Consider the following 20,606-nt stretch of genomic DNA (forward strand, 5'->3'; position numbering starts at 1 on the left):
CACTGTATAGTAATTGGAGGCAAGCACATGGCGACAGAAGACATTAAGAACGAAGAATCAAACATTGAAGAAACAGAAGTAAACGATGCACCTGACAACAGCGAAGATTTACAGAATGAAACTGAAACGGCTGATAACAGTCCGTTTGCAGTTGGTGACACGGTAACAGGTACAATCTTTAACATCGAAGACAAGTTTGTAAAAGTTCAAGTGGATGATTCTGACTACGAAGGCATAATTCCAATCAGTCAGCTTACAAACAAACGCATCGAGCACCCGAATGACATTATTGCACTTGATGATTCAATCACTGCAGTAGTTATCAAAGTGGAAGATGATGCTAAAAACATCATCATTTCAATCCGCAAGCTCGATGAACAAAAAGCATACGAAGATTTAAAACAGAAACAGGATGCTGATGCAACGCTAGAAGGTACTGTTGTAGAAGCAGTTAAGGCCGGTCTTGTACTAGACGTCGGCGTGAGAGGATTTATCCCCGCATCACTTCTTTCTGATGAATATATTGAAGACCTTGAACAGTTCAACGGTCAGACTCTGGAAGTTAAAGTCGAAGATATCGATCAGGAGAAAAACAGAGTAATTCTTAACCGCAAACGCATCGTTGAAGGTGAGAAATCAAAACAGCGCCAGGAAGAACTTCAAAACCTGGAGATCGGCAGCATTATCGAAGGTGAAGTTGTACGTACGACTTCTTTCGGTGCATTCATTAATATCGGCAGTGCAGACGGTCTTGCACACATTTCAGAACTGAGCTACAGCCGTGTTAACAGCGTCGAAGACGCAGTTGAAATCGGACAAAAAGTTAAAGTGAAAGTTCTTGATGTTAATCCTGAAGAGGAACGCATCAGCCTTTCTGTGAAACAAGCCGGCGAATCACCATTCAATAAGTTTATCGATGCTCACAGCACAGGCGATGTGCTGACGGGAACTGTTAAACGTCTCGTTGACTTCGGTGCTTTCGTTGAAGTAGAACCTGGTGTTGAAGGACTGGTTCACATTTCAGAAATTGCACATGAACATGTAAATGTACCTGGCGATGTACTGAAAGAAGATCAGGAAATTGAAGTGAAAATCATCGGCTTAGACAAAGATAACGAAAAGATTTCACTGTCAATCAAGGCTCTAGAATCTGCTCCGCCAAAATCAAAACAGCCTAAGCGCGAAGAAAACGCACGCGTTTACACTGATGATACTGAAGACGATGCACCTACTTTAGGTGACGTGTTCGGCGATCGTTTTAAAAACTTAGACTTATAATATTAGAACTCATTAATGAATAAAGAGCGATGATACTATCGCTCTTTATTTTATTTGTGTTAAAATATATGTGCATACAGGGAGGGTAACAATGTATAAACCAACAGTAGCAGTAGTAGGTCGGCCGAATGTCGGCAAGTCCACACTTTTTAACAGAATTATCGGGGAAAGAAAGGCAATTGTCGAAGATTCTCCGGGCGTTACAAGAGACAGATTGTACGCCGAAGGTGACTGGTTAAATTATACTTTTAATTTAATTGATACCGGCGGTATTGAAATTAAAGATGAGCCGTTTCAGCAGCAGATTAAAATGCAGGCGGAAATCGCAATTCTTGAAGCAGATGTTATTTTAATGATTGTGAACGGCAGAGACGGTGTGACGAGCGATGATTTATTCGTTGCGAGAATTTTACAGAAGTCAAAAAAACCCGTCGTCCTTGCTGTAAACAAAATTGATAACTATGAAATGCGCAGTGAAATATACGAGTTTTACCAGCTTGGGCTCGGAGAACCCTGGCCGGTATCCGGATCACACGGTCTCGGACTCGGAGATGCGCTCGACGAAGTCGTCCAGCACTTTAAAAATCTGGAAACAGAAGTCGAAGAAGATCCGTCGATTAAAGTATCTTTAATCGGCCGTCCGAATGTTGGTAAATCCAGCCTGGTCAACGCTATTCTCGGCGAGGAGCGCGTTATCGTTTCCGATATAGCAGGCACGACGCGCGATGCGGTCGATACAGCGTATACTTTTGAAGATGAACCGTACACTTTAATCGACACAGCGGGTATGAGAAAGCGCGGTAAAGTATATGAAGCAACCGAAAAATATTCAGTGCTCCGTGCAACCCGGGCGATTGAACGTTCCGATGTTGTTCTCGTCGTGCTGAACGGTGAGGAAGGCATCCGCGAACAGGATAAAAGAATTGCAGGTCTTGCACACGAAGCGGGCCGAGCGATTATAATTGTCGTCAACAAATGGGATGCAGTCGAAAAAGATGAAAAGACAATGCGCAAATTTGAACTGGAAATCAGATCGAACTTCCAGTATCTGGACTACGCACCGATTACTTTCGTCTCTGCTATGACTAAAGTCCGTCTTAAAACTTTGTTCCCGCTTATTCAACAGGCGTACGCATCAAGTCATATGCGCGTAAAGTCGAGTACACTGAACGAAGTACTTGTAGACAGTGTCAGCATGAATCCAACGCCGACAGACTCAACAGGCCGCCGTTTGAGCATCTATTACGGTACGCAGGTGAGCGTCGGCCCGCCGACCTTCGTCCTGTTCGTGAACGACGTGGAGCTGATGCATTTCAGCTACAGGCGGTATATAGAAAATCAGCTGCGAAAAGCCTTTGATTTCACCGGCACGCCGATTCACATTATCAGCCGTAAACGAAATTAGAAAGTAGGGTATCAATATGAACATCTCAGTCATTGGAACAGGTAGTTTTGGTACAAGCCTCTCGATGGTCTTAAATGACAATAATAATCGAGTAATGATGTACGGGAGAAATCAAGATACTGTCCAGGAAATAAATGAAAGACACACCAACAGCCGATATTTAAAAGATATCAAGCTGTCTGAAACTATTACAGCAACAGCATCACTAAAAGAAGCTGCAGCACATGCTGAACTTTTAGTGCTTGCGGTACCCGTGAATGCGATGCGTTCAGTCGCGTCCGACTTAAACGGATACCTCGAAGAATTAAATAAACAGGTTCTTGTAGTACATGTAGCAAAAGGACTTGAATTAAATACCTACAAACGCGTTTCGGAAGTCCTCGAAGAAGTATTCGATGAAGCACGTGTCTCTGATATTTGTGTGCTCAGCGGACCGAGCCATGCAGAAGAAGTTGCTCTGAAGCAGCCGACAACTGTCAGCACAGCATCTCTTTCAGAAGAGGGTGCTGAAATTATTCAGGATGTCTTTATGACGGATTATTTCAGAGTATACGTTAATAACGATATGGTCGGAGTGGAAATCGGAGGAGCGCTGAAAAATATAGTTGCTCTCGCTGTCGGTGCACTGGCAGGTTACGGTTTCGGCGATAATCCTAAAGCTGCGGTTATTACACGCGGACTCCATGAAATCGCCCGTCTCGGTACGAAACTCGGGGCAAATCCGCTGACCTTCCTCGGCCTGGCAGGAATGGGAGATCTGATTGTTACAGCGACCAGCCAGCACTCGAGAAACTACCGCTGCGGCCAGATGCTTGCAGGCGGATTAACTCTTAAAGAAGCGACAGAACAAATGGGCATGGTGGTCGAAGGCGTCAATACGACCAGAGCCGCTTATGAGCTTTCTGAACAGCACGATGTTGAGATGCCGATTACGAAAGTTCTGTACGGTTACTTATTTAACGGCATCAGCGAAGATGAAGCATTCACTGCACTGATGAAGCGTGAAAAAACTTCGGAATCAGAAGGTTTGAAACAATTACTGGAGAGTCAAATAAAAAATAGTAAATAGTTAGAGGTAAATATATGTTTGATATTTCAAGAATGGACTTAATGTGGGTGTCATTTGTGTCAATCGGCTTTATGGCACTTGCGGCGGTCTTAATATATCTGGCAAGATTTGTTATTACTATTCGTTTTGTCAGCGTTATCGTTTCTTTAGTGGCGTGGGTGCTCTTAATACTCGCTTTTCTCCTGATGATTTTAGTTATCGGAGGATCCACACATGCGTAAACTGACTTATATTTTAACTGCAGCACTGGCGCTCTTCGTATTAACCGGGTGCATGTATCCGGACGACGAGCGCGCAGGAAGCAATATTCCGCCTGAAACCGATATAGACAACGTGCAGAGCGCAGTCGAAAACTTCAGGGAAAAGGAAGGCGGTATCCTGCCGATTAAAACGACTGAGGATTCTGCGGAGTATTTAAAATACCCGGTTGAATTTACCAGAATTGTACCTGAGTACTTAAGTGAGATTCCGGTAACAGCGTACGAAAACGGCGGGAACTTTCAATATGTTATACTCGATGCAGAAGATAATCCGACGGTAAAAATTGCGGATCTTGCCATTATCGAAGAGCTGCGTTCGCTGAGCCTCCGCATTAACGGTATGGGCGAGCACGTCGAACTCGGAGAACAGATTGGTCCGAACGTTTATCAGCTTGACCTGGAACATTACAATCTCGCTGAGAATCCGACTGTCACCAGCCCTTATACTGGACGCGAGCTGAATGTCTATTACAGCGGCGGTGAGGAATTTGTCGTCGATTACAGAGATGATCTGAATCTGATGATTGAAAACGAAGGACTCGAATTTGAAACGGGCGAGGATATCCGTGAAGTTCTTTATGAGCTTACCCCGATAGTGCCGATATATGCGCCTGAAATGACAGTTGACGAGAATAACGAAGCCATATTTATGACGAGTGTGCATAAAAGTTAATTTATGCCCTTTTTTTAAAGTAAAAAACGTTTAAATCCGTTGCAGTCCCTACGGCCGTATGGTAAAGTCAAAACATAATGATAAAATCATTATACAGATTATAGGAGGTCTATCAGATGAATAAGACAGATTTAATCAACGCTGTCAGCGACAAAGCTGACCTTACAAAAAAAGAAGCAGGAGCTGCAGTAGACGCAGTTTTTGAATCAATTCAATCTTCACTGCAAAACGGTGAAAAAGTACAGTTAATCGGATTCGGCAACTTTGAAGTACGTGACCGTGCTGCAAGAAAAGGCCGCAACCCGCAGTCTGGTGAAGAAATCGAAATTCCAGCATCTAAAGTACCTGCATTTAAAGCTGGTAAAGCACTTAAAGACGCAGTTAAATAATTTATCTACTAGGCCTAACATTGAAACGTTAGGTCTATTCATTTATAAGGTGATATTTATGAAATACTCAGCCCCGGAAACCTATAACGATTCGACACTTCAGGAATTGATTGAAAAACTGGATCAAAATGAAATTACTGAATTTTTTTCAGATAATAAAAATATAATTCATAAAAGACACATTTCTGATGCGGTTCTTTTATTTACATATGCTTTAAATCAGCTCGACAGAATACCATCTGCCGACAAGCGCGAACAGCATGTTCTGACAGGGGACTATTATTTCAGCGAGTTCTATTCGGCACTTGCACGCCACGGAGAAATGCAGGTTGTTCACGATATGGTTGAAATCTCGAAAAATCTGGCTTCTAAAAAATCCAGACAGTACGAACACGGGCTTGAACTTTCCGACAGCGAATTAAAGTACCTGCTATTTGCACCGCTTTTGTATTTAATAGATAATGGGTATGTGAAGTCTGACCTCGATGACGTACTCGGCTGTTTTATTAAAAACATGAACCGTTCGGAGCTGGCATACATAATAAATACAAAAGGTGAAAGCTAATGCAAACAGAAAATAGAATTCAGACAATCTTCAATTCCATTTCGGATGATTACGATCACATGAACGATATCATAAGCTTTAATCAGCATACGATATGGCGCAACCGGACGAACAAGGAAATCTTTGTGAAACCGGGCCATCAGGTGCTCGACCTGTGCTGCGGCACAGGAGACTGGACAATCCAGCTTGCCGAAGAAAATAAAGACGCTGATATTACCGGACTCGATTTCAGCGAGAACATGCTGAAAGTCGCAGACAAAAAAACTGCTGATCTTAAAAATATTACACTGGTGCAGGGCGACGCTACGGATCTTCCCTATGGGGATGATTCATTTGATATTATTACAATCGGTTTCGGCCTCCGCAACCTGCCTGATTATGAAGGTGCAGTCGAAGAGTTTTACCGCGTGCTGAAACCGGGCGGCCAGCTTGTGATTCTCGAAACTTCCAATCCTGAAAACAGCCTGATTAATTTCGGTTTTAATATTTATTTCGGTAAAATCATGCCGTTTCTCGGCCAGAAAATTGCCGGCAGTGGACAGGAATATACCTGGCTGTATGAATCGACGAGCAGCTTTTTAACAAAAGCTGAGTTGAAAATGATGATGCACCGCTCAGGGTATATAAATATCAAAGTAATCCCTCATACATTTGGTACTGCAGCAACTCATATCGGCTACAAACCGCTAGAGGCTGCAATGTGAAATCTTTAAAAAAATTCATGGCGGGAGAACTGACCCGTGTTAAAAAAATTGTTAAAGAGGAACTGAAACCAAATGGCACGATAGTTAACGATAAGAGTTTCGAGCTGTTTAACTCTGGGGGAAAGAAACTTCGTCCCATGTTTACGATACTTGCCGGTAAACTGGGAGGAGAAGAACATTATAATGATGTACTGAAAACAAGTGCGAGCCTCGAACTGCTGCATATGGCGACACTGGTCCATGATGATATTATCGATGACAGTGAGCTCCGCCGGGGCAAACCGACTGTATTTTATGAAGAAGGCTATTTTCAGGCAGTTAATACCGGCAACTATTTGCTTTCTTCTGCCCTGCAGATAGTCAGTAAAATAAACAATCCTGCCTTCCATGCAGTCTATTCTTCGGGCATCAGGGAAATTGTGAAGGGGGAGCTCGTCCAGTTTGATACGCAGTTTGATGCCGCTCAGACACTGGATGATTATTTCAAAAAAATCTACCGCAAGACTGCGCTGCTGATTGTTCTCAGTATTGAACTCGGCGCACATGCGGCGAAACTGGACGCTGAGCTGATGGAGAAACTCCGGACTTACGGCTATCATATCGGCATGAGCTTCCAGATTATCGATGACTGCCTCGATTTTACCGGCAGTACGAAAACGCTCGGCAAACCGAATTACTCGGATATTAAAAACGGGCATTATACGCTGCCTGTACTGCTTTTGAGAGACTCGGATTCCGAGTTTAAATCGATGCTCGAACAGTTTTCTCTGACAAAGGAAAATCCGGGCGCCTTGATTGACTATATATTAAAAAGTGATGCAGTGGACCGGGCACTTGCTGTCAGCACGGAACATCTCGAACTTGCCGAGGTTGAAATCAGCAATATCGATGAGCCGGTCAGACATTATCTGACGGAAATTGCCGGTATGTTGAAAAACAGGCGAAATTAGTTTGTAAACACACTGTATATAATGATAAAATGATATTCGAAAACACATTTAAGGAGCTTACTATAATGGAAAAAACATTTCTTATGATTAAACCTGATGGTGTCCAAAGAAATCTTATCGGACCTATCGTTGAAAGATTAGAAAACAAAGGTTTCAAAGTTGTCGGTGCTAAATTAATGCAAGTCTCTGAAGATCTTGCTAAAACTCACTACGGTGAGCACAGCGAAAGACCTTTCTTCGGCGAGCTTGTAGACTTCATCACTTCAGGCCCAGTTTTCGCAATGGTTCTTGAAGGTGAAAATGTTATTAAAACTGCACGTCTAGTTGTTGGTTCTACAAACCCTCAGGAAGCTGCTCCTGGAACAATCCGCGGAGATTTCGGTTTAACTGTCGGTAAAAACATTATTCACGGATCAGATTCACCTGAAAGTGCTGAAAGAGAAATTAACTTATTCTTCGACGAATCTGAAGTATTAGATTACGACCTATCTAATAGCGCTTGGATTTACTAAAACTTGCAACCAGGCTGGGTAATAACATTACTCAGTCTTTTTTTCATATATATAAATAATTCAGATAGAGGTGCTTACAATGAGATTTTTAACTTCAGGAGAATCACACGGCCCGAAAGTCAACGCCATTGTCGAAGGATTCCCTTCAAACCTTCCTGTTAACAAAGAACGCATGCAGGAGGAGCTGTTTAAACGCCAGGGCGGATACGGGCGCGGACGCCGTATGCAGATTGAAAAAGATACGTTCGAATTCGGTTCAGGCATCCGCCACGGCAAAACACTCGGCAGTCCGATTATGATGGAAGTCAATAACGATGATTTTAAACATTGGGTCAATATTATGGGAGCCGAGCCGATTACAGAAGAAGAAGAAGCCGAAATGAAACGCATTATTACGAAACCGCGTCCGGGACATGCAGACCTCGTCGGCGGAATGAAGTACAACCACCGCGATCTGCGCAATATTCTTGAGCGCTCTTCTGCCCGTGAAACAACTGCACGTGTTGCTGTAGGCGCACTCTGTAAAGAATTACTGTATGCTCTTGATATAAATATTACTTCCCGCGTGACTAAAATCGGCGAAGTTACAGATGACGGTGTATACAATTTCGATGAATTAAGTGATAAATCGTCTGATTCAAGTGTGCGCATGATTTCAGATGAGGCAACAAAACAGGCTGAGGAGACGATTGATGACGCGAAGAAGAGAGGCGATACACTCGGCGGTGTCGTTGAAGTCATTGTTGAAAATCCTCCTGTAGGCTTGGGATCACACGTGCATTACGACCGTAAACTCGATGCAAAAATTGCACGCAGCATCGTCAGTATTAATGCATTTAAAGGTGTCGAGTTCGGCATGGGCTTTAAGATGGCTGAAACTCCGGGTTCAAAAGTGCAGGATGAAATTAAATTCGACTCTGAAGACGGTTTTTACCGCAGTTCGAACAATCTCGGCGGTTTCGAAGGCGGCATGACAACCGGAATGCCGATTGTTGTCCGCGGAGTAATGAAGCCGATACCGACGCTTTACAAACCGCTGATGAGTGTCGATATCGAAACGAAAGAAGCATTTACCGCAACGATTGAACGCAGTGATCCTTGTGCGGTGCCGGCTGCATCCATTGTCGCTGAACACATGGTCGCAATCGAAGTGGCGGAAGCAATTTTAGACAAATTCCCAAGCGATGACTTCGGTGATCTGAAAGCTTCTCTCGAACTATACAACAAACGTTTAAGCGAGTATTAATATGGACATTTCGACGGCCTATAAAGATAATAATTATAAAATCCACGTTGACCGGAATATTTTAAAAAATTGTCTTGAAACTTATACCGAACAATACGAATCCGTATACTATATTATCGATGAGAATATCTATGATATATACAGGGATTCAAAATTATCATTTATAAAATCGCCGCTGGTCGTCACAGGAGGAGAATCGTTTAAATACGTTTCTCCTCTAATGCACACTATGGAAGCACTGCTCGCATCCGGCATCAAGAGGAATTCTCTGCTTGTCGTTATCGGCGGCGGCGCCACCGGGGATGCCGGCGGTTTTATCGCAAGCATTATTCTCCGGGGTGTGGATTATATTCATGTGCCTACGACACTCCTCGCACACGATTCCGCTATCGGCGGCAAGACTGCGATTAACTCCGAACATGGTAAAAACTTAATCGGCGCATTTTACCGCCCCCGGGCAGTCATTTATGATCTTGAATTTCTTGATTCGCTGCTGGAAGATGAAGTGCTGAGCGGTTTCGGAGAAGTTTTCAAGCATGCGATGCTTCACAGTCCCGCACTGCTGGATGAACTTATGGCGGCGACAGAGAACAGTATCGATATTACAGCGCTTCCGCCTTATATCATTAAAGGCATCGAAACAAAAATGAAAATTGTTATCGAAGATGAGCACGAATCGGGCAGCCGCAAGTTTTTAAATTTAGGACATACGCTGGCCCATGCTGTGGAATATAAATATAAAATTCCCCACGGCCAGGCAGTTATGCTCGGAATCATTGCAGCGCTTTATATATCTAACGAATTGAACGGCGCCGGTTTTGACCTTGATGCATACATTGCCTATATACGTCGTCACGGCTATCCGGTTCAGCTCCTTAAAGAGATGGATATTGACGAGATGATGCACTTTATGCAGAAAGATAAAAAAAATCACCGCAGTGATTATATAAGCTATGTTGTATTCGAAGATAAAAATACCCCTGCTGTCACGGATATAAAAATCGAAGATTTGAAAAATATGTTGACAGCATTAAAGGAGCGCATATGAAACAATTACTGAATGGAACATTCGAAGGCACTGTAAGAGTCCCCGGCGATAAGTCAATCACACACCGCGCTCTTATGCTCGGTGCACTGAGTGAGGGAACAACTCAGATTTACCGCCCCTTAATCAGCGCGGATACGCTCAGAACTTTTGAAAATATGCGTCAGCTGGGCGCGGAAGTGACCCAGGAAGGCGATGATTTTAAAGTTGTCTCAAAAGGGCATGACCATTTAATATCGCCTGATGCTGTCTTGTATACAGGCAACAGCGGCACAACAACACGGTTGATTACAGGCCTGCTCGCCGGTCTTAATAATATTACTGCATCGGTTGAAGGTGACGTAACAATCGCTAAACGGCCGATGGACCGCGTTGTTATACCGCTGTCGGAAATGGGTGCTGATATTTCTCTGAAAGACGACAGATATCCGCCGGTAAATATTCATCCGGCAGTATTAAAACCATTGGAGTACGATATGCCGGTTGCATCTGCCCAGGTGAAAAGTGCAATACTTTTTGCTGGACTGTTTACTGACGGGGAGACCGTCGTCCGTGAAACACACCAGTCCCGTAATCATTCAGAAATTATGATGGAACAGTTCGGTGCGGACATTTCCGTCTCGGGGACAACTGTTAAATTACAGGGCGGCAAAAAGCTTTCAGCCTCGGACGTGACCGTGCCGGGCGATATTTCATCGGCGGCATTTTTGATCGTGCTCGCACTGATTACGAAAGATGCTGATATTACAATTGAAAATGTCTCACTGAACGAAACACGGTCAGGTATTATCGACGTCGTGAAGGCATGCGGCGGGAACATCACAATTACCGAACACGATTCTAAAGGTGAGAAGTTCGGAGATATCAGAGTGCAGTATACACCTGATTTAAAACCTTTCCATATCAGCGGCGACATTGTTCCGCGCCTGATTGATGAAATTCCGATTCTCGCTGTGCTTGCAGTATTCGCTGACGGTGAGAGCACTGTCCGCGGTGCGGAGGAACTAAGATTTAAAGAAACAGACCGCATTACAGCTGTAATTGCGGAACTGTCAAAATTCGGTGTATCATTTGAAGAGTACGAAGACGGCTTTAAAGTGAAACCGGGATATAAAAAAGTTAAACAGGATGAACTGTTTAAAGGCTATCATGACCACCGTATAATTATGATGCTGATTGTCATGGCGGCAGCAGCGAATACAAATATTGAAATTGATGACCAGAGCGCAATAGACGTATCGTTCCCTTCGTTTGTTAGTGATCTTGAGGGTTTAAGAAAGGACCGGTAATATGCAGGAAGAAATACTCCGTATAATCGATAAGCTCCGGCAGGGGACTTATCCCGAAGAAGATTTAAATTATATACTGAACAGTTTAGAGCAGTTTCATTCGGATGAATCGCTGGAGGCTTTGTTCTTACTCGGCGATGCGCTGCAGAATGCAGGGCTCGACTATCAAGCAAGACAGGTCTTCCTACATTTAAACGACAATGTTGATCACGATGATTACGTCATCAGCTATCTCGTTGATTCGTATATCAATGAAGCGCGTTTAGACGAAGCGCTCACATTGATTAACAACAGTCCTGAAACACCGACGGTGCTGATGCTGAAATCTGAAATATTCCAGCAGATGAACTTAAATGATGTAGCCGTGCGTCTCTTGTTTGAAGCGAAAACGATGACGGATGATATTATTATAGACTTTGCAATCGCAGAGCTTTATTACACGCTCGGAGACCTTGAAGAAGCAATCCGTTTTTATGAAACAGTGCTGAACGAAGGTCTTGAGGAAGTCAACGGCATTATCATCAGCCTGCGCCTTGCGGATATTAACTTAAATCTTTTAAACTTCGACGACGCACGCGCATATTTTGACAACGTGCCGGACGAAAGCTACGGAAACGAAGACTTTTATAAAGAAGCTCTCCTCGAGTACAATTTAAAAGAATACGACCGTGCGAAAACTCTGCTTGATAAAGTTATCGATAATGAACCGTACTTTATCAATGCTTACATTCTTCTGATGAACATCTATGAAACTGAGCATAATCTCGATGAGGCCCTGGAAACGCTGCTCCGCTACCTGCGTGAAAATGATAAGAACGCATTGATATACTTCCATATCGGACGTCTTTACTTCAGGCAGAACAAACCGGAGGAAGCTATTGAAAACTTCAGTCTTGCAACATCGCTTGATGAAGACTACGATGACGCTTATCTCATGCTGTTTGAAAGCATTTTGAAAACAGGAGAAACAGAGACTGTGGACGAATACGTGAAACATCTTGACATCAACGCGCTGAGCGGGGAGTCCATTTATCTTCTTGCGAAGATTGAAGCAGAGAATGAAAACGACGAAAAAGCACTTAAGTATTACGAAGATGCGGAAGCACTGATTGGAGAATCAGCAGAATTTTACGCCGATTTCTATTACTATCTGATTGAAATCAATCATCCGAAGAAAAAAGAAGTACTCGAAAAATTAATCAAACTAGAACCCGATAATCTGGAATGGCAGCTGGATTACGAGCGAATAGCAGGTGAGGAAGACGAGTTTTAAAAAAGATTTTATAAATTATTGTTTGTATAATTATGAATTCAAAGACCATACTGCAGTGTGGATTTTAAATTTTATAAAATCCCATCCTCTGATAACGCATAATATTTCGTTTACAAAATCGGGACTCAGCCGCAAGCTCCGTATTGCTGAAAAGAGAACAAACCGGCCGACTTTAATGTTTGAAAAGAACGGCACGGTAACCGCTGACGGCGAGACGATTTTCCATGAGCTCAACCTGAACAAAACCGAAGAGCTGTACGTCGAATTTATCTTCTCAAAAAACGATGTCCGCTACAATCAGGCGAAGACTGAAGAACTGATGAAAAACGATGAAATTCTATTGGAAGATATTAAAGAACTCGAAGTTTTAATCGATGAGGCGCTCGTGTCAAAAGATAAAGAACGCTTTTTCGAACTGACAGATGAACTCCAAAAATTAAATGATAAAAGAGGTTAGTATTTGTGCTTTATAATAATCGCGATTTACGTGTGTTAAAAGATGAAATTGAATTTGTCGATACGGCAATCGTTCCTTTTGCCAAGGTTGATTTTGACGGCGATCTGCTGCATCACGCTAATAATCTGGAACTGGTTCAGCTCGTTACAATCCAACTTGAAAAGCAGCTGAAGGGCCGCCTGATGATTACTCCGGCTTTGACAAATGTAGGCGGGGACAGTTCGGCGCTCGAAACGTACAGAGACCAGCTTACGGGCTACGGTTTTAAACATGTAGTCAGCTTGTCGTTTGATTCCCTCGACATAGAAGGCGTCCATCATATAAAAATTAACAGCATCCCGATCAGCGATATGGATAACGAAATGAAAATTTCAATTATTAACGATGAGGTTAAAACCGTTATCAAACAGATAATCGGAGTGTGGAATCAATAATTAAAAGTATAATTACACATTTCTGTTTATAACATGTGTCAATTATTTGAAAACCGTATTGACCGCCTAGTTTTAATGAGCTAAAATTGAAATGTCCTAGTTATATTATATGTAAAAGTATGTGCGTTTGAGGGGGGAAAGAAAAATGTCGCAAAAAGTAACAAGACGCCAGTTCCTGAACTACTCATTAATGGGTGTAGGGTCGTTCATGGCGGCAGGTATGATTCTGCCAATGGGAAGATTCGCACTCGATCCGCTTTTCCAGGAATCTTCTGCAGGTGACATGATTACTACAAGTGTAAAGATTGATGACATCACAGAGGAACCGGTCAGTGTAGACTTCACATTCGAACAAGAAGATGGTTGGTATGTGAGTGAGGTAACGGATTTCGCTTGGGTTTACCGCGAAGGCGATGAAATCATAGCGTTATCACCTGTGTGTAAACATTTAGGCTGTACGGTTTCATGGGCAAGTGATGCCGCTAACCCGGATAGATTCTTCTGTCCGTGTCACAACGGGCTTTACGAAAAGAACGGTGCTAACGTACCGGGAACACCGCCTCGTGGACCGCTTGATATGTTCGAAGTCGGAGAATCAGACGGCTACCTGACAATTGGTGCTATACACGAGAATGAATTGGTATAGGAGGGAATTAAATGCTAAATCGTATTTATGATTGGATTGATGACAGAATTGACATCACGCCGATCTGGAGAGACGTAGCTGATCACGAAGTGCCAGAGCATGTTAACCCTGCCTACCACTTCTCAGCTTTCGTCTACTGTTTTGGAGGACTGACGTTCTTTATTACAGTAATTCAGATTTTATCTGGAATGTTTTTAACAATGTATTACGTGCCGGACATTATTAATGCCTGGAACTCTGTATACTTCCTGCAGCAGGATGTAGCAGCGGGTGTTATTGTCAGAGGTATGCACCACTGGGGTGCAAGTTTAGTAGTGGTTATGATGTTCTTACATACTCTCAGAGTATTCTTTACAGGTGCTTATAAGTCACCGCGTGAATTAAACTGGGTCGTAGGCGTTCTGTTATTCGCAGTTATGCTTGGTCTGGCTTTCACAGGTTACTTACTGCCATGGGACATGAAAGCATTATTCGCTACTAAAGTAGGCTTGGATATTGCTGAGAGTGTTCCGTTCATCGGAGAATGGATTAAGACACTTCTCGCAGGTGATTCAACTATTATCGGTGCACAGACACTTACAAGGTTCTTTGCCATCCACGTATTCTTCCTGCCTGCTGCACTATTTGTATTAATGGCAATTCACTTTATCTTAATACGTAGACAAGGTATCTCAGGACCACTATAAGGGGAGGGAAAATATATGAAACGCGGTAAAGGTCTCACTTTTGTCGGTGACTCACGAATTCAAAAATATGACAAACCAAAATTAAATCGTGACTATTCAGAATTCCCTGGTCGTACAGAGGAGTTCTGGCCCGATTATCTGCTCAAAGAATGGTTGGTCGGAGCAGTGTTCTTAATCGGATTCCTATGTTTGACGGTCGCTCATCCGGCGCCGCTTGAACGTATGGCAGATCCAACTGATACAGGTTATATTCCATTACCTGACTGGTATTTCCTTTTCCTTTATCAGATTCTTAAATACACATACGCTTCAGGTCCGTTCAACATTGTCGGTGCCATGATTATTCCTGGTATTGCTTTCGGTGCTTTACTTCTTGCACCTTGGCTTGACGGCAAAAAAGAACGCCACTGGAAAAAACGCCCGGTAGCAACAGGAATGATGCTGATTGCAGTTGGTATAATTTTCTATACAACTTGGGAATCGGTAGCTTACCATGATTGGGAACAGCAAAATCAGCAAGGACAGATTGTCTTCTCAAACTTAGATGCTGAAGACCCTGTCTTTAACGATCTGATTCGTACAAACTGTACGAGCTGTCACGGCGGAGAGCTTGCCGGGGGATCGGGTCCTAACCTGATTGAACCGGAACTTGCTCCGGAAATGGTTGAAGCTTTTGTTAGAAACGGTACAGAAGAAATGCCGGCCTTCGAAGGTCAATTAACAGATGATGAAATTACAGCAATTTCTGAGTATGTTGCAGGACTCGAACTGACAACAAAAGATGAAGCAGCGAACACTGAAGAATCAGCAGAATAATAATAATGACCCTTCTGGCAACAGAAGGGTCTTCTTATAGGTGAAATGATGATATATAACTTATATAAACTGATGTTTAACAGACTCTTCCTGGTCTTTCTTTTGATTTGCAACATCGCTGGAACAATATACGGTTATATATGGTACGGCGGCCAGCTGTCTATTACACCGTGGTATTTTTATCCATTCGTTCCTGACAGCCCGACAGCCACTCTGTTTTTATGTATATTAATTGTCTTAATATTATTCAATCAAAAATTTGGCCTGATCGATGCCTTGGCTTTTACTACGCTGATAAAGTATGGGGTATGGGCAGTAATTATGAATATCTGGAACTTTATCGATATGGGTTTTGTGTCTTGGATCGGACTGATGCTTATCGCTTCGCATGCTGCCATGGCGCTGATGGCATTTATGTTCCTGCCTTATATTGAAATTAAACCTTGGCATTTTTACGTTACAGCCGTCTGGCTGTTTCACAACGATGTCATTGATTACGTCTATATGCAGTATCCGAAATACGGCAATCTTCATCCGTATGCACAAGAGATAGGATATCTTGCCTTCTGGCTGACAGTCATTGTCCTCGTGCTATTATATAAGCTTGCGGCTAGACGTAATAATTGACTAAAGTAAAAACAGTTTAGTAAAATAGTGTTATGAATCAGACGGAGGGACTAACTTGTATCTTATAATCTATTTTGTAATTTTAATGATTGTACCAATGCTTGCACAGATGAATGTCAAATCCACCTTTAACAAATACTCCAAAGTACGCTCAACAAGCGGTTTGACAGGACAGCAGGTTGCAGAAGACATCCTCCGGGAAAATGGAATATACGACGTCACCGTTGAACGCGGGCAGGGTGTTCTCACGGACTACTACGACCCGAAAAACAAAAAAGTCGTTCTGTCTCCCGGCAACTTCGACAACCCGAGTGTTGCAGGCACAGCAGTAGCCGCACACGAAGTCGGGCACGCAATCCAGCATGCTACCGGCTATAAGTTTTTAAATTTCAGATCAGCATTGTTCCCGCTCGCACAGCTCGGAAGCAACTTCTCGTACTTCCTGATTATTGCAGGTATCATTCTGACAGCGGCACAAAGCGCTGCAGGCGGCGGACTTGGTGAAATACTTCTCTGGTCAGGTATCGGATTAATGGCCTTTGCCGTACTCTTCCAGATCGTTACACTTCCTGTGGAGTTCGATGCATCGAGACGGGCAATGAACCAGATTGAAGAACTGAACATCGTGAACAGTAAAGAATACCGCCACGCTAAAAAAGTGCTGAACGCTGCAGCAATGACTTACGTTGCCGCAACAGCAGTAGCTGTAGCCGAACTGTTACGCTTTATCATGATTGCAAGAAACTCAAATTAATAATTTTTAAAAGCAGCTGCAGAATCCTCATTACAGGATAGTGCAGCTTTTTTTGTTGAGTTTAGGGGTCGGTGTTGTACCGGTCATATGAGCTCATGGAGTTTCCATGCGCCTGATTAATACGCAATTTTTATTAAAACACAGCTTTCCAAACTTATATCATCAATGTAAACAGATTCATTTCCCTTATACTCTCATATTCATTATAATTAATATTGATAAACGATACTATAAGCATTAGAGGTGCATGATTATGAAAATTGGAATTACATGTTATCCAAGTGTCGGCGGCAGCGGTGTTATCGCTACGGAACTTGGTATTCAAATGGCCCGCCGCGGGCACGAAGTGCACTTTATTTCATCGAGTGTGCCGTTTAGGCTTGAGCATAATTATGATAATATATACACGCATCGGACAGAGGTTAATGACTACAGCGTCTTTAAATATCCGCCGTATGATATTACTTTATCGAGTAAAATATCAGAGATTATCAACCGTTACGAGCTAGATGTTATTCACATGCATTATGCAATTCCGCACGCAGTCTGCGGTATACTTGCGAGACAAATGTCGAAAAAGAAAGATGTCGGTATTGTCACTACGCTGCACGGCACAGATATTACAGTTCTCGGCCACGATATGTCGCTCGTCAGCGCCATAAAATTCGGCATCGACAACTCCGATATCACAACTTCTGTCAGCAGCAGCCTGACGGAGGAGACTTATGAGTTAATACAGCCTGAAAGCGAGATTGAGACTGTTTATAATTTCGTTGATGAATCCCGTTTTAATACCGGCAAGAGAGATGAAATTAAACAAAAACTGAAAGAAAAGCTCAATATTCCAAAGAACTCTAAAGTGCTTATGCACACATCGAATTTCAGGAAAATTAAAAATGCTGATGATATTGTCCGCACCTTTTATGAGACTTCAAAAGAAATCGACTGCCATCTGGTCTTTGTCGGGGATGGTCCCGATATGTACAGTATCAGATCTCTCGTCAGCAGTCTCGGCATTGAGGACCGTGTGCATTTTGCCGGTCAGCAGTCTGATGTGAGTTCATATTACAAATTAAGCGATGCTTTTTTGCTTTTGAGCGCTAAGGAAAGTTTCGGTCTCGCTATGCTTGAAGCAATGTACTGCGGTGCCGTGCCGGTGGGCTCGACAGCTGGAGGCATATCCGAAGTAATCAAACATAAGGAAACAGGTTATGTCGTCGAGGTCGGCGATTATAAGCAGGCAGCAGCCTATCTGATAGAACTGCTCAGCGATGATACATTGTACGAAGAGATGCAGGACAAGATGCTGAAAGATGTTAAAGAACGATTTAACATGGACAGTATCGTTACCGAATACGAAAATCTTTATACCAGACTTTTGGCAGGTGCAGACAATGACGGAACAAAATCTATTTAAAATCGGCGCCAAAATTATAGAGCGCTTGGAAGAAAATAATTATGAGGGCTACTTTGTCGGCGGGGCGGTGCGGGATTATACGCTCGGTCGCGCTGTCAGCGATGTCGATATTACGACGAACGCGCTTCCTGATGAAATCGAAGCTTTATTCGATAAAACAATCGATGTCGGCAAAGAGCACGGCACGATTATTGTCCTGATGGACGGACTTCCGTTTGAAGTGACGACTTACCGTGTCGAAGGCACTTATACCGATCACCGGAGACCGGATAATGTTTTTTTTACTCAGCATCTGAAAGAAGACTTAAGCCGCAGGGATTTCACAATTAACGCGATGGCGATGACTGCTGATATGGACTTGTACGACCCTTATAACGGCTTAAAAGATCTCAAAAGCAGGCTGATCAATACAGTCGGCACTGCTTCAGAACGCTTCGATGAAGACGCACTCCGCATGCTCCGTGCTGTCCGCTTTATGTCGCAGCTTAATTTTAAGCTTACTTCTGAGACAGAAAAAGCCGTTGCAGAACACGCCGGCATGCTCCGCTATATTGCCGTCGAGCGGATTACAGCAGAGCTTCGTAAATTATACCGCGGCATCAATGTTCAAAGTGCAAAAGATGTTATCGCAAAAACAGATATGCTCAGCTATCTCCCATTCTTTCAATCTATCGATAAAGAACAGTATATTCAGTCGAGAGCGCTGTCGCTGGAGCAGGAAGCTGTCGTTCATATTTACAGAGACAGCGCTTTGCAGAAACATCTCGGCACGCTGAAACTGGCTAACCGTCAGAAAACAGTGATAAAAGAATCTTTGAAAGCAATCGAAGCGCTAGAGAACGGCATGAATACAAAGCTTTTGGCTTACCGCTATGAAGAGGACATTTTAATTGGTGTAAATGATATAATAAAATTAAACGCACTCGTCAGTGCTGACCTTGAAGTTCATCTTGAGGCAGCCATTGATGCGCGTCCGCAGCTCGCTTTAAAGAACAGGAGCGAACTCGCTGCCGACGGCAATACTCTGATGACCGCTTTAAATGCAAAAGGCGGACCCTGGCTGCGCGAGTGTCTGAATGCAATTGAGGAAGAAGTGCTCCTCGGAAATCTTATCAATAACGAAAAAGAAATAGTTAATTGGGTGAATTTACATGTCAAAAACGAAGACGGAAATATTGTCTTTAATGATGGAAGGTAATTATCTGTCGGGCACCCGGCTCGCAGAGGAACTGAATGTTTCGCGGACTGCAGTCTGGAAAAATATTCAAAAGCTGAAAAGTGACGGCTATAATATTGAAGCTGTAACAAACAAAGGCTACAGGCTGCTTGAACCGCCGGGCAGAATTAATGAAACACTGCTCGCCGGCACGGTGCAGAAATCCGTTCTCTTTGAAGAACTGATTTTCAAAAAAACCATCGATTCCACGCAGAATCATGCATTCAGGATTTTAGACCGGTATGATGGTAATATAGTAATTGTCAGCGGTCAGCAGACCGCGGGACGCGGCCGCTTTAAACGCGAGTGGCTGTCGCCGGAAGAAACCGGACTCTATATGTCGCTTGTGCTCCGGCCCAAGGTGACTAACCAGGAAATGATTGTCTTTAATTTATTTATGTCGCTTGCCATCAGCAGCGCAATACGTGAATCGACAGGTTTAAAAAGCGGTATAAAATGGCCGAATGATATTTTTATCAACGATAAAAAAGTGTGCGGATTTTTAACGGAGGTCATCAGTGCGGACAATATCGTAGATACGATTGTCTGCGGAATCGGCATCAATATTAATCCTTCGCCTGTAACCGGTTCTCTCGGGACCGCGACATCGATTGCCGGTGAGCTCGGCAGAGAATTTGATGTCAATCATTTTACCGAGGTGCTGTTTGACAAAATAGAGTATTACTACGATAAGTTTTTACACGCGTCATTCAGTTCGATAAAAGAAGACTGGCTCTGTCAGGCAATCATTTTTAACCGCGAGCTGACAATCACGACTGTCAAAGAAAAATTGAGAGGCAAAGCTCTCGATATTACTGATGAAGGCTACCTGGTCATTTTAGACGGGGACCAGAACATACATAAGGTAATCAGTGCCGATATTGAAATTTAACTT

The 20,606-nt window shown here is 43.2% G+C and carries 24 protein-coding genes; all 24 read left to right on the forward strand.

What is annotated here, in order from left to right:
- Positions 1–27 precede the first annotated feature (27 nt).
- The 24 genes from rpsA to IR135_RS03810 all read left to right on the forward strand — a co-directional run bounded on the left by rpsA (position 28) and on the right by IR135_RS03810 (position 20,603).
- Positions 28–1,278, forward strand: a complete 1,251-nt coding sequence (rpsA, locus tag IR135_RS03695) for a 30S ribosomal protein S1 (RefSeq protein ID WP_135096821.1) — start codon at positions 28–30, stop codon at positions 1,276–1,278.
- A gap of 91 nt (positions 1,279–1,369) precedes the next feature.
- Complete coding sequence (gene der / locus IR135_RS03700) at positions 1,370–2,683, forward strand: ribosome biogenesis GTPase Der (protein WP_115884315.1); 1,314 nt, start codon at positions 1,370–1,372, stop codon at positions 2,681–2,683.
- Between the two features lie 16 nt (positions 2,684–2,699).
- Positions 2,700–3,752: an NAD(P)H-dependent glycerol-3-phosphate dehydrogenase gene (locus IR135_RS03705; protein ID WP_135096823.1), complete on the forward strand. Its 1,053-nt coding sequence runs from the start codon at positions 2,700–2,702 to the stop codon at positions 3,750–3,752.
- 14 nt (positions 3,753–3,766) lie between these two features.
- Positions 3,767–3,973: a DUF2768 family protein gene (locus tag IR135_RS03710; protein WP_194194244.1), complete on the forward strand. Its 207-nt coding sequence runs from the start codon at positions 3,767–3,769 to the stop codon at positions 3,971–3,973.
- Positions 3,966–4,685, forward strand: a complete 720-nt coding sequence (locus IR135_RS03715; RefSeq protein ID WP_135096825.1) for a hypothetical protein — start codon at positions 3,966–3,968, stop codon at positions 4,683–4,685. Before IR135_RS03710 ends, IR135_RS03715 begins: the two co-directional genes overlap by 8 nt.
- 116 nt (positions 4,686–4,801) lie before the next feature.
- Positions 4,802–5,074 (forward strand): HU family DNA-binding protein, encoded by a 273-nt coding sequence (locus IR135_RS03720; protein WP_115884312.1) that lies wholly within the window; start codon positions 4,802–4,804, stop codon positions 5,072–5,074.
- Between the two features lie 58 nt (positions 5,075–5,132).
- Positions 5,133–5,639, forward strand: coding sequence for a hypothetical protein (locus IR135_RS03725; protein ID WP_135096827.1), 507 nt, complete (start codon positions 5,133–5,135; stop codon positions 5,637–5,639).
- The gene (locus IR135_RS03730; RefSeq protein WP_135096829.1) at positions 5,639–6,343 is read left to right on the forward strand and encodes a demethylmenaquinone methyltransferase; all 705 of its coding nucleotides are present in this window, start codon (positions 5,639–5,641) and stop codon (positions 6,341–6,343) included. The genes IR135_RS03725 and IR135_RS03730 overlap by 1 nt, the downstream gene beginning before the upstream one ends.
- Positions 6,340–7,293 (forward strand): polyprenyl synthetase family protein, encoded by a 954-nt coding sequence (locus IR135_RS03735; protein WP_135096831.1) that lies wholly within the window; start codon positions 6,340–6,342, stop codon positions 7,291–7,293. Before IR135_RS03730 ends, IR135_RS03735 begins: the two co-directional genes overlap by 4 nt.
- 65 nt (positions 7,294–7,358) lie before the next feature.
- Positions 7,359–7,805, forward strand: coding sequence for a nucleoside-diphosphate kinase (gene ndk / locus IR135_RS03740; protein ID WP_115884308.1), 447 nt, complete (start codon positions 7,359–7,361; stop codon positions 7,803–7,805).
- Between the two features lie 79 nt (positions 7,806–7,884).
- A complete protein-coding gene (gene aroC / locus IR135_RS03745) occupies positions 7,885–9,051 on the forward strand; it encodes a chorismate synthase (protein ID WP_135096833.1) in 1,167 nt (388 codons plus the stop codon).
- A 1-nt stretch (position 9,052) separates the two neighbouring features.
- A complete protein-coding gene (locus tag IR135_RS03750; RefSeq protein WP_135096835.1) occupies positions 9,053–10,099 on the forward strand; it encodes a 3-dehydroquinate synthase in 1,047 nt (348 codons plus the stop codon).
- The gene (gene aroA, locus IR135_RS03755; protein ID WP_135096837.1) at positions 10,096–11,385 is read left to right on the forward strand and encodes a 3-phosphoshikimate 1-carboxyvinyltransferase; all 1,290 of its coding nucleotides are present in this window, start codon (positions 10,096–10,098) and stop codon (positions 11,383–11,385) included. Before IR135_RS03750 ends, aroA begins: the two co-directional genes overlap by 4 nt.
- A gap of 1 nt (position 11,386) precedes the next feature.
- Positions 11,387–12,658: a tetratricopeptide repeat protein gene (locus tag IR135_RS03760; RefSeq protein WP_135096839.1), complete on the forward strand. Its 1,272-nt coding sequence runs from the start codon at positions 11,387–11,389 to the stop codon at positions 12,656–12,658.
- Positions 12,639–13,115, forward strand: coding sequence for a YpiB family protein (locus IR135_RS11725; RefSeq protein WP_115884303.1), 477 nt, complete (start codon positions 12,639–12,641; stop codon positions 13,113–13,115). Before IR135_RS03760 ends, IR135_RS11725 begins: the two co-directional genes overlap by 20 nt.
- Before the next feature lie 5 nt (positions 13,116–13,120).
- Complete coding sequence (locus tag IR135_RS03770) at positions 13,121–13,549, forward strand: DUF2487 family protein (RefSeq protein ID WP_135096841.1); 429 nt, start codon at positions 13,121–13,123, stop codon at positions 13,547–13,549.
- 145 nt (positions 13,550–13,694) lie between these two features.
- The gene (locus tag IR135_RS03775; RefSeq protein ID WP_115884301.1) at positions 13,695–14,195 is read left to right on the forward strand and encodes a ubiquinol-cytochrome c reductase iron-sulfur subunit; all 501 of its coding nucleotides are present in this window, start codon (positions 13,695–13,697) and stop codon (positions 14,193–14,195) included.
- An 11-nt stretch (positions 14,196–14,206) separates the two neighbouring features.
- Positions 14,207–14,881 carry a menaquinol-cytochrome c reductase cytochrome b subunit gene (gene qcrB, locus IR135_RS03780; RefSeq protein WP_026858063.1) on the forward strand — a complete coding sequence of 225 codons (675 nt, stop codon included), beginning with the start codon at positions 14,207–14,209 and terminating at the stop codon, positions 14,879–14,881.
- Positions 14,882–14,896: 15 nt separating this feature from the next.
- Positions 14,897–15,697 (forward strand): menaquinol-cytochrome c reductase cytochrome b/c subunit, encoded by an 801-nt coding sequence (locus IR135_RS03785; protein WP_115884300.1) that lies wholly within the window; start codon positions 14,897–14,899, stop codon positions 15,695–15,697.
- 45 nt (positions 15,698–15,742) lie between these two features.
- Positions 15,743–16,324, forward strand: a complete 582-nt coding sequence (locus IR135_RS03790) for a DUF1405 domain-containing protein (RefSeq protein ID WP_115884299.1) — start codon at positions 15,743–15,745, stop codon at positions 16,322–16,324.
- A 55-nt stretch (positions 16,325–16,379) separates the two neighbouring features.
- A complete protein-coding gene (locus IR135_RS03795) occupies positions 16,380–17,078 on the forward strand; it encodes a zinc metallopeptidase (protein WP_228063404.1) in 699 nt (232 codons plus the stop codon).
- A 253-nt stretch (positions 17,079–17,331) separates the two neighbouring features.
- Positions 17,332–18,495 (forward strand): N-acetyl-alpha-D-glucosaminyl L-malate synthase BshA, encoded by a 1,164-nt coding sequence (gene bshA, locus IR135_RS03800; protein WP_135096843.1) that lies wholly within the window; start codon positions 17,332–17,334, stop codon positions 18,493–18,495.
- Positions 18,473–19,693 (forward strand): CCA tRNA nucleotidyltransferase, encoded by a 1,221-nt coding sequence (locus IR135_RS03805; RefSeq protein WP_167753355.1) that lies wholly within the window; start codon positions 18,473–18,475, stop codon positions 19,691–19,693. Before bshA ends, IR135_RS03805 begins: the two co-directional genes overlap by 23 nt.
- Entirely contained in the window at positions 19,647–20,603 is a 957-nt protein-coding gene (locus IR135_RS03810) for a biotin--[acetyl-CoA-carboxylase] ligase (protein WP_135096847.1), read from the forward strand. Before IR135_RS03805 ends, IR135_RS03810 begins: the two co-directional genes overlap by 47 nt.
- The last annotated feature ends 3 nt before the right edge of the window (positions 20,604–20,606 follow it).

The sequence above is a fragment of the Jeotgalicoccus nanhaiensis genome, from assembly GCF_015235105.1.
Taxonomy (GTDB): domain Bacteria; phylum Bacillota; class Bacilli; order Staphylococcales; family Salinicoccaceae; genus Jeotgalicoccus; species Jeotgalicoccus nanhaiensis.

Coding starts and splice junctions, on each gene's coding strand:
- IR135_RS03790 (WP_115884299.1), top strand. CDS start 15,743: ATGATGATATATAACTTATATAAACTGATGTTTAACAGACTCTTCCTG.
- IR135_RS03730 (WP_135096829.1), top strand. CDS start 5,639: ATGCAAACAGAAAATAGAATTCAGACAATCTTCAATTCCATTTCGGAT.
- IR135_RS03750 (WP_135096835.1), top strand. CDS start 9,053: ATGGACATTTCGACGGCCTATAAAGATAATAATTATAAAATCCACGTT.
- aroC (WP_135096833.1), top strand. CDS start 7,885: ATGAGATTTTTAACTTCAGGAGAATCACACGGCCCGAAAGTCAACGCC.
- IR135_RS03715 (WP_135096825.1), top strand. CDS start 3,966: ATGCGTAAACTGACTTATATTTTAACTGCAGCACTGGCGCTCTTCGTA.
- IR135_RS03725 (WP_135096827.1), top strand. CDS start 5,133: ATGAAATACTCAGCCCCGGAAACCTATAACGATTCGACACTTCAGGAA.
- rpsA (WP_135096821.1), top strand. CDS start 28: ATGGCGACAGAAGACATTAAGAACGAAGAATCAAACATTGAAGAAACA.
- ndk (WP_115884308.1), top strand. CDS start 7,359: ATGGAAAAAACATTTCTTATGATTAAACCTGATGGTGTCCAAAGAAAT.
- aroA (WP_135096837.1), top strand. CDS start 10,096: ATGAAACAATTACTGAATGGAACATTCGAAGGCACTGTAAGAGTCCCC.
- IR135_RS03785 (WP_115884300.1), top strand. CDS start 14,897: ATGAAACGCGGTAAAGGTCTCACTTTTGTCGGTGACTCACGAATTCAA.
- IR135_RS03805 (WP_167753355.1), top strand. CDS start 18,473: ATGACGGAACAAAATCTATTTAAAATCGGCGCCAAAATTATAGAGCGC.
- bshA (WP_135096843.1), top strand. CDS start 17,332: ATGAAAATTGGAATTACATGTTATCCAAGTGTCGGCGGCAGCGGTGTT.
- IR135_RS03720 (WP_115884312.1), top strand. CDS start 4,802: ATGAATAAGACAGATTTAATCAACGCTGTCAGCGACAAAGCTGACCTT.
- IR135_RS03775 (WP_115884301.1), top strand. CDS start 13,695: ATGTCGCAAAAAGTAACAAGACGCCAGTTCCTGAACTACTCATTAATG.
- IR135_RS03760 (WP_135096839.1), top strand. CDS start 11,387: ATGCAGGAAGAAATACTCCGTATAATCGATAAGCTCCGGCAGGGGACT.
- IR135_RS03705 (WP_135096823.1), top strand. CDS start 2,700: ATGAACATCTCAGTCATTGGAACAGGTAGTTTTGGTACAAGCCTCTCG.
- IR135_RS03710 (WP_194194244.1), top strand. CDS start 3,767: ATGTTTGATATTTCAAGAATGGACTTAATGTGGGTGTCATTTGTGTCA.
- der (WP_115884315.1), top strand. CDS start 1,370: ATGTATAAACCAACAGTAGCAGTAGTAGGTCGGCCGAATGTCGGCAAG.
- qcrB (WP_026858063.1), top strand. CDS start 14,207: ATGCTAAATCGTATTTATGATTGGATTGATGACAGAATTGACATCACG.
- IR135_RS03810 (WP_135096847.1), top strand. CDS start 19,647: ATGTCAAAAACGAAGACGGAAATATTGTCTTTAATGATGGAAGGTAAT.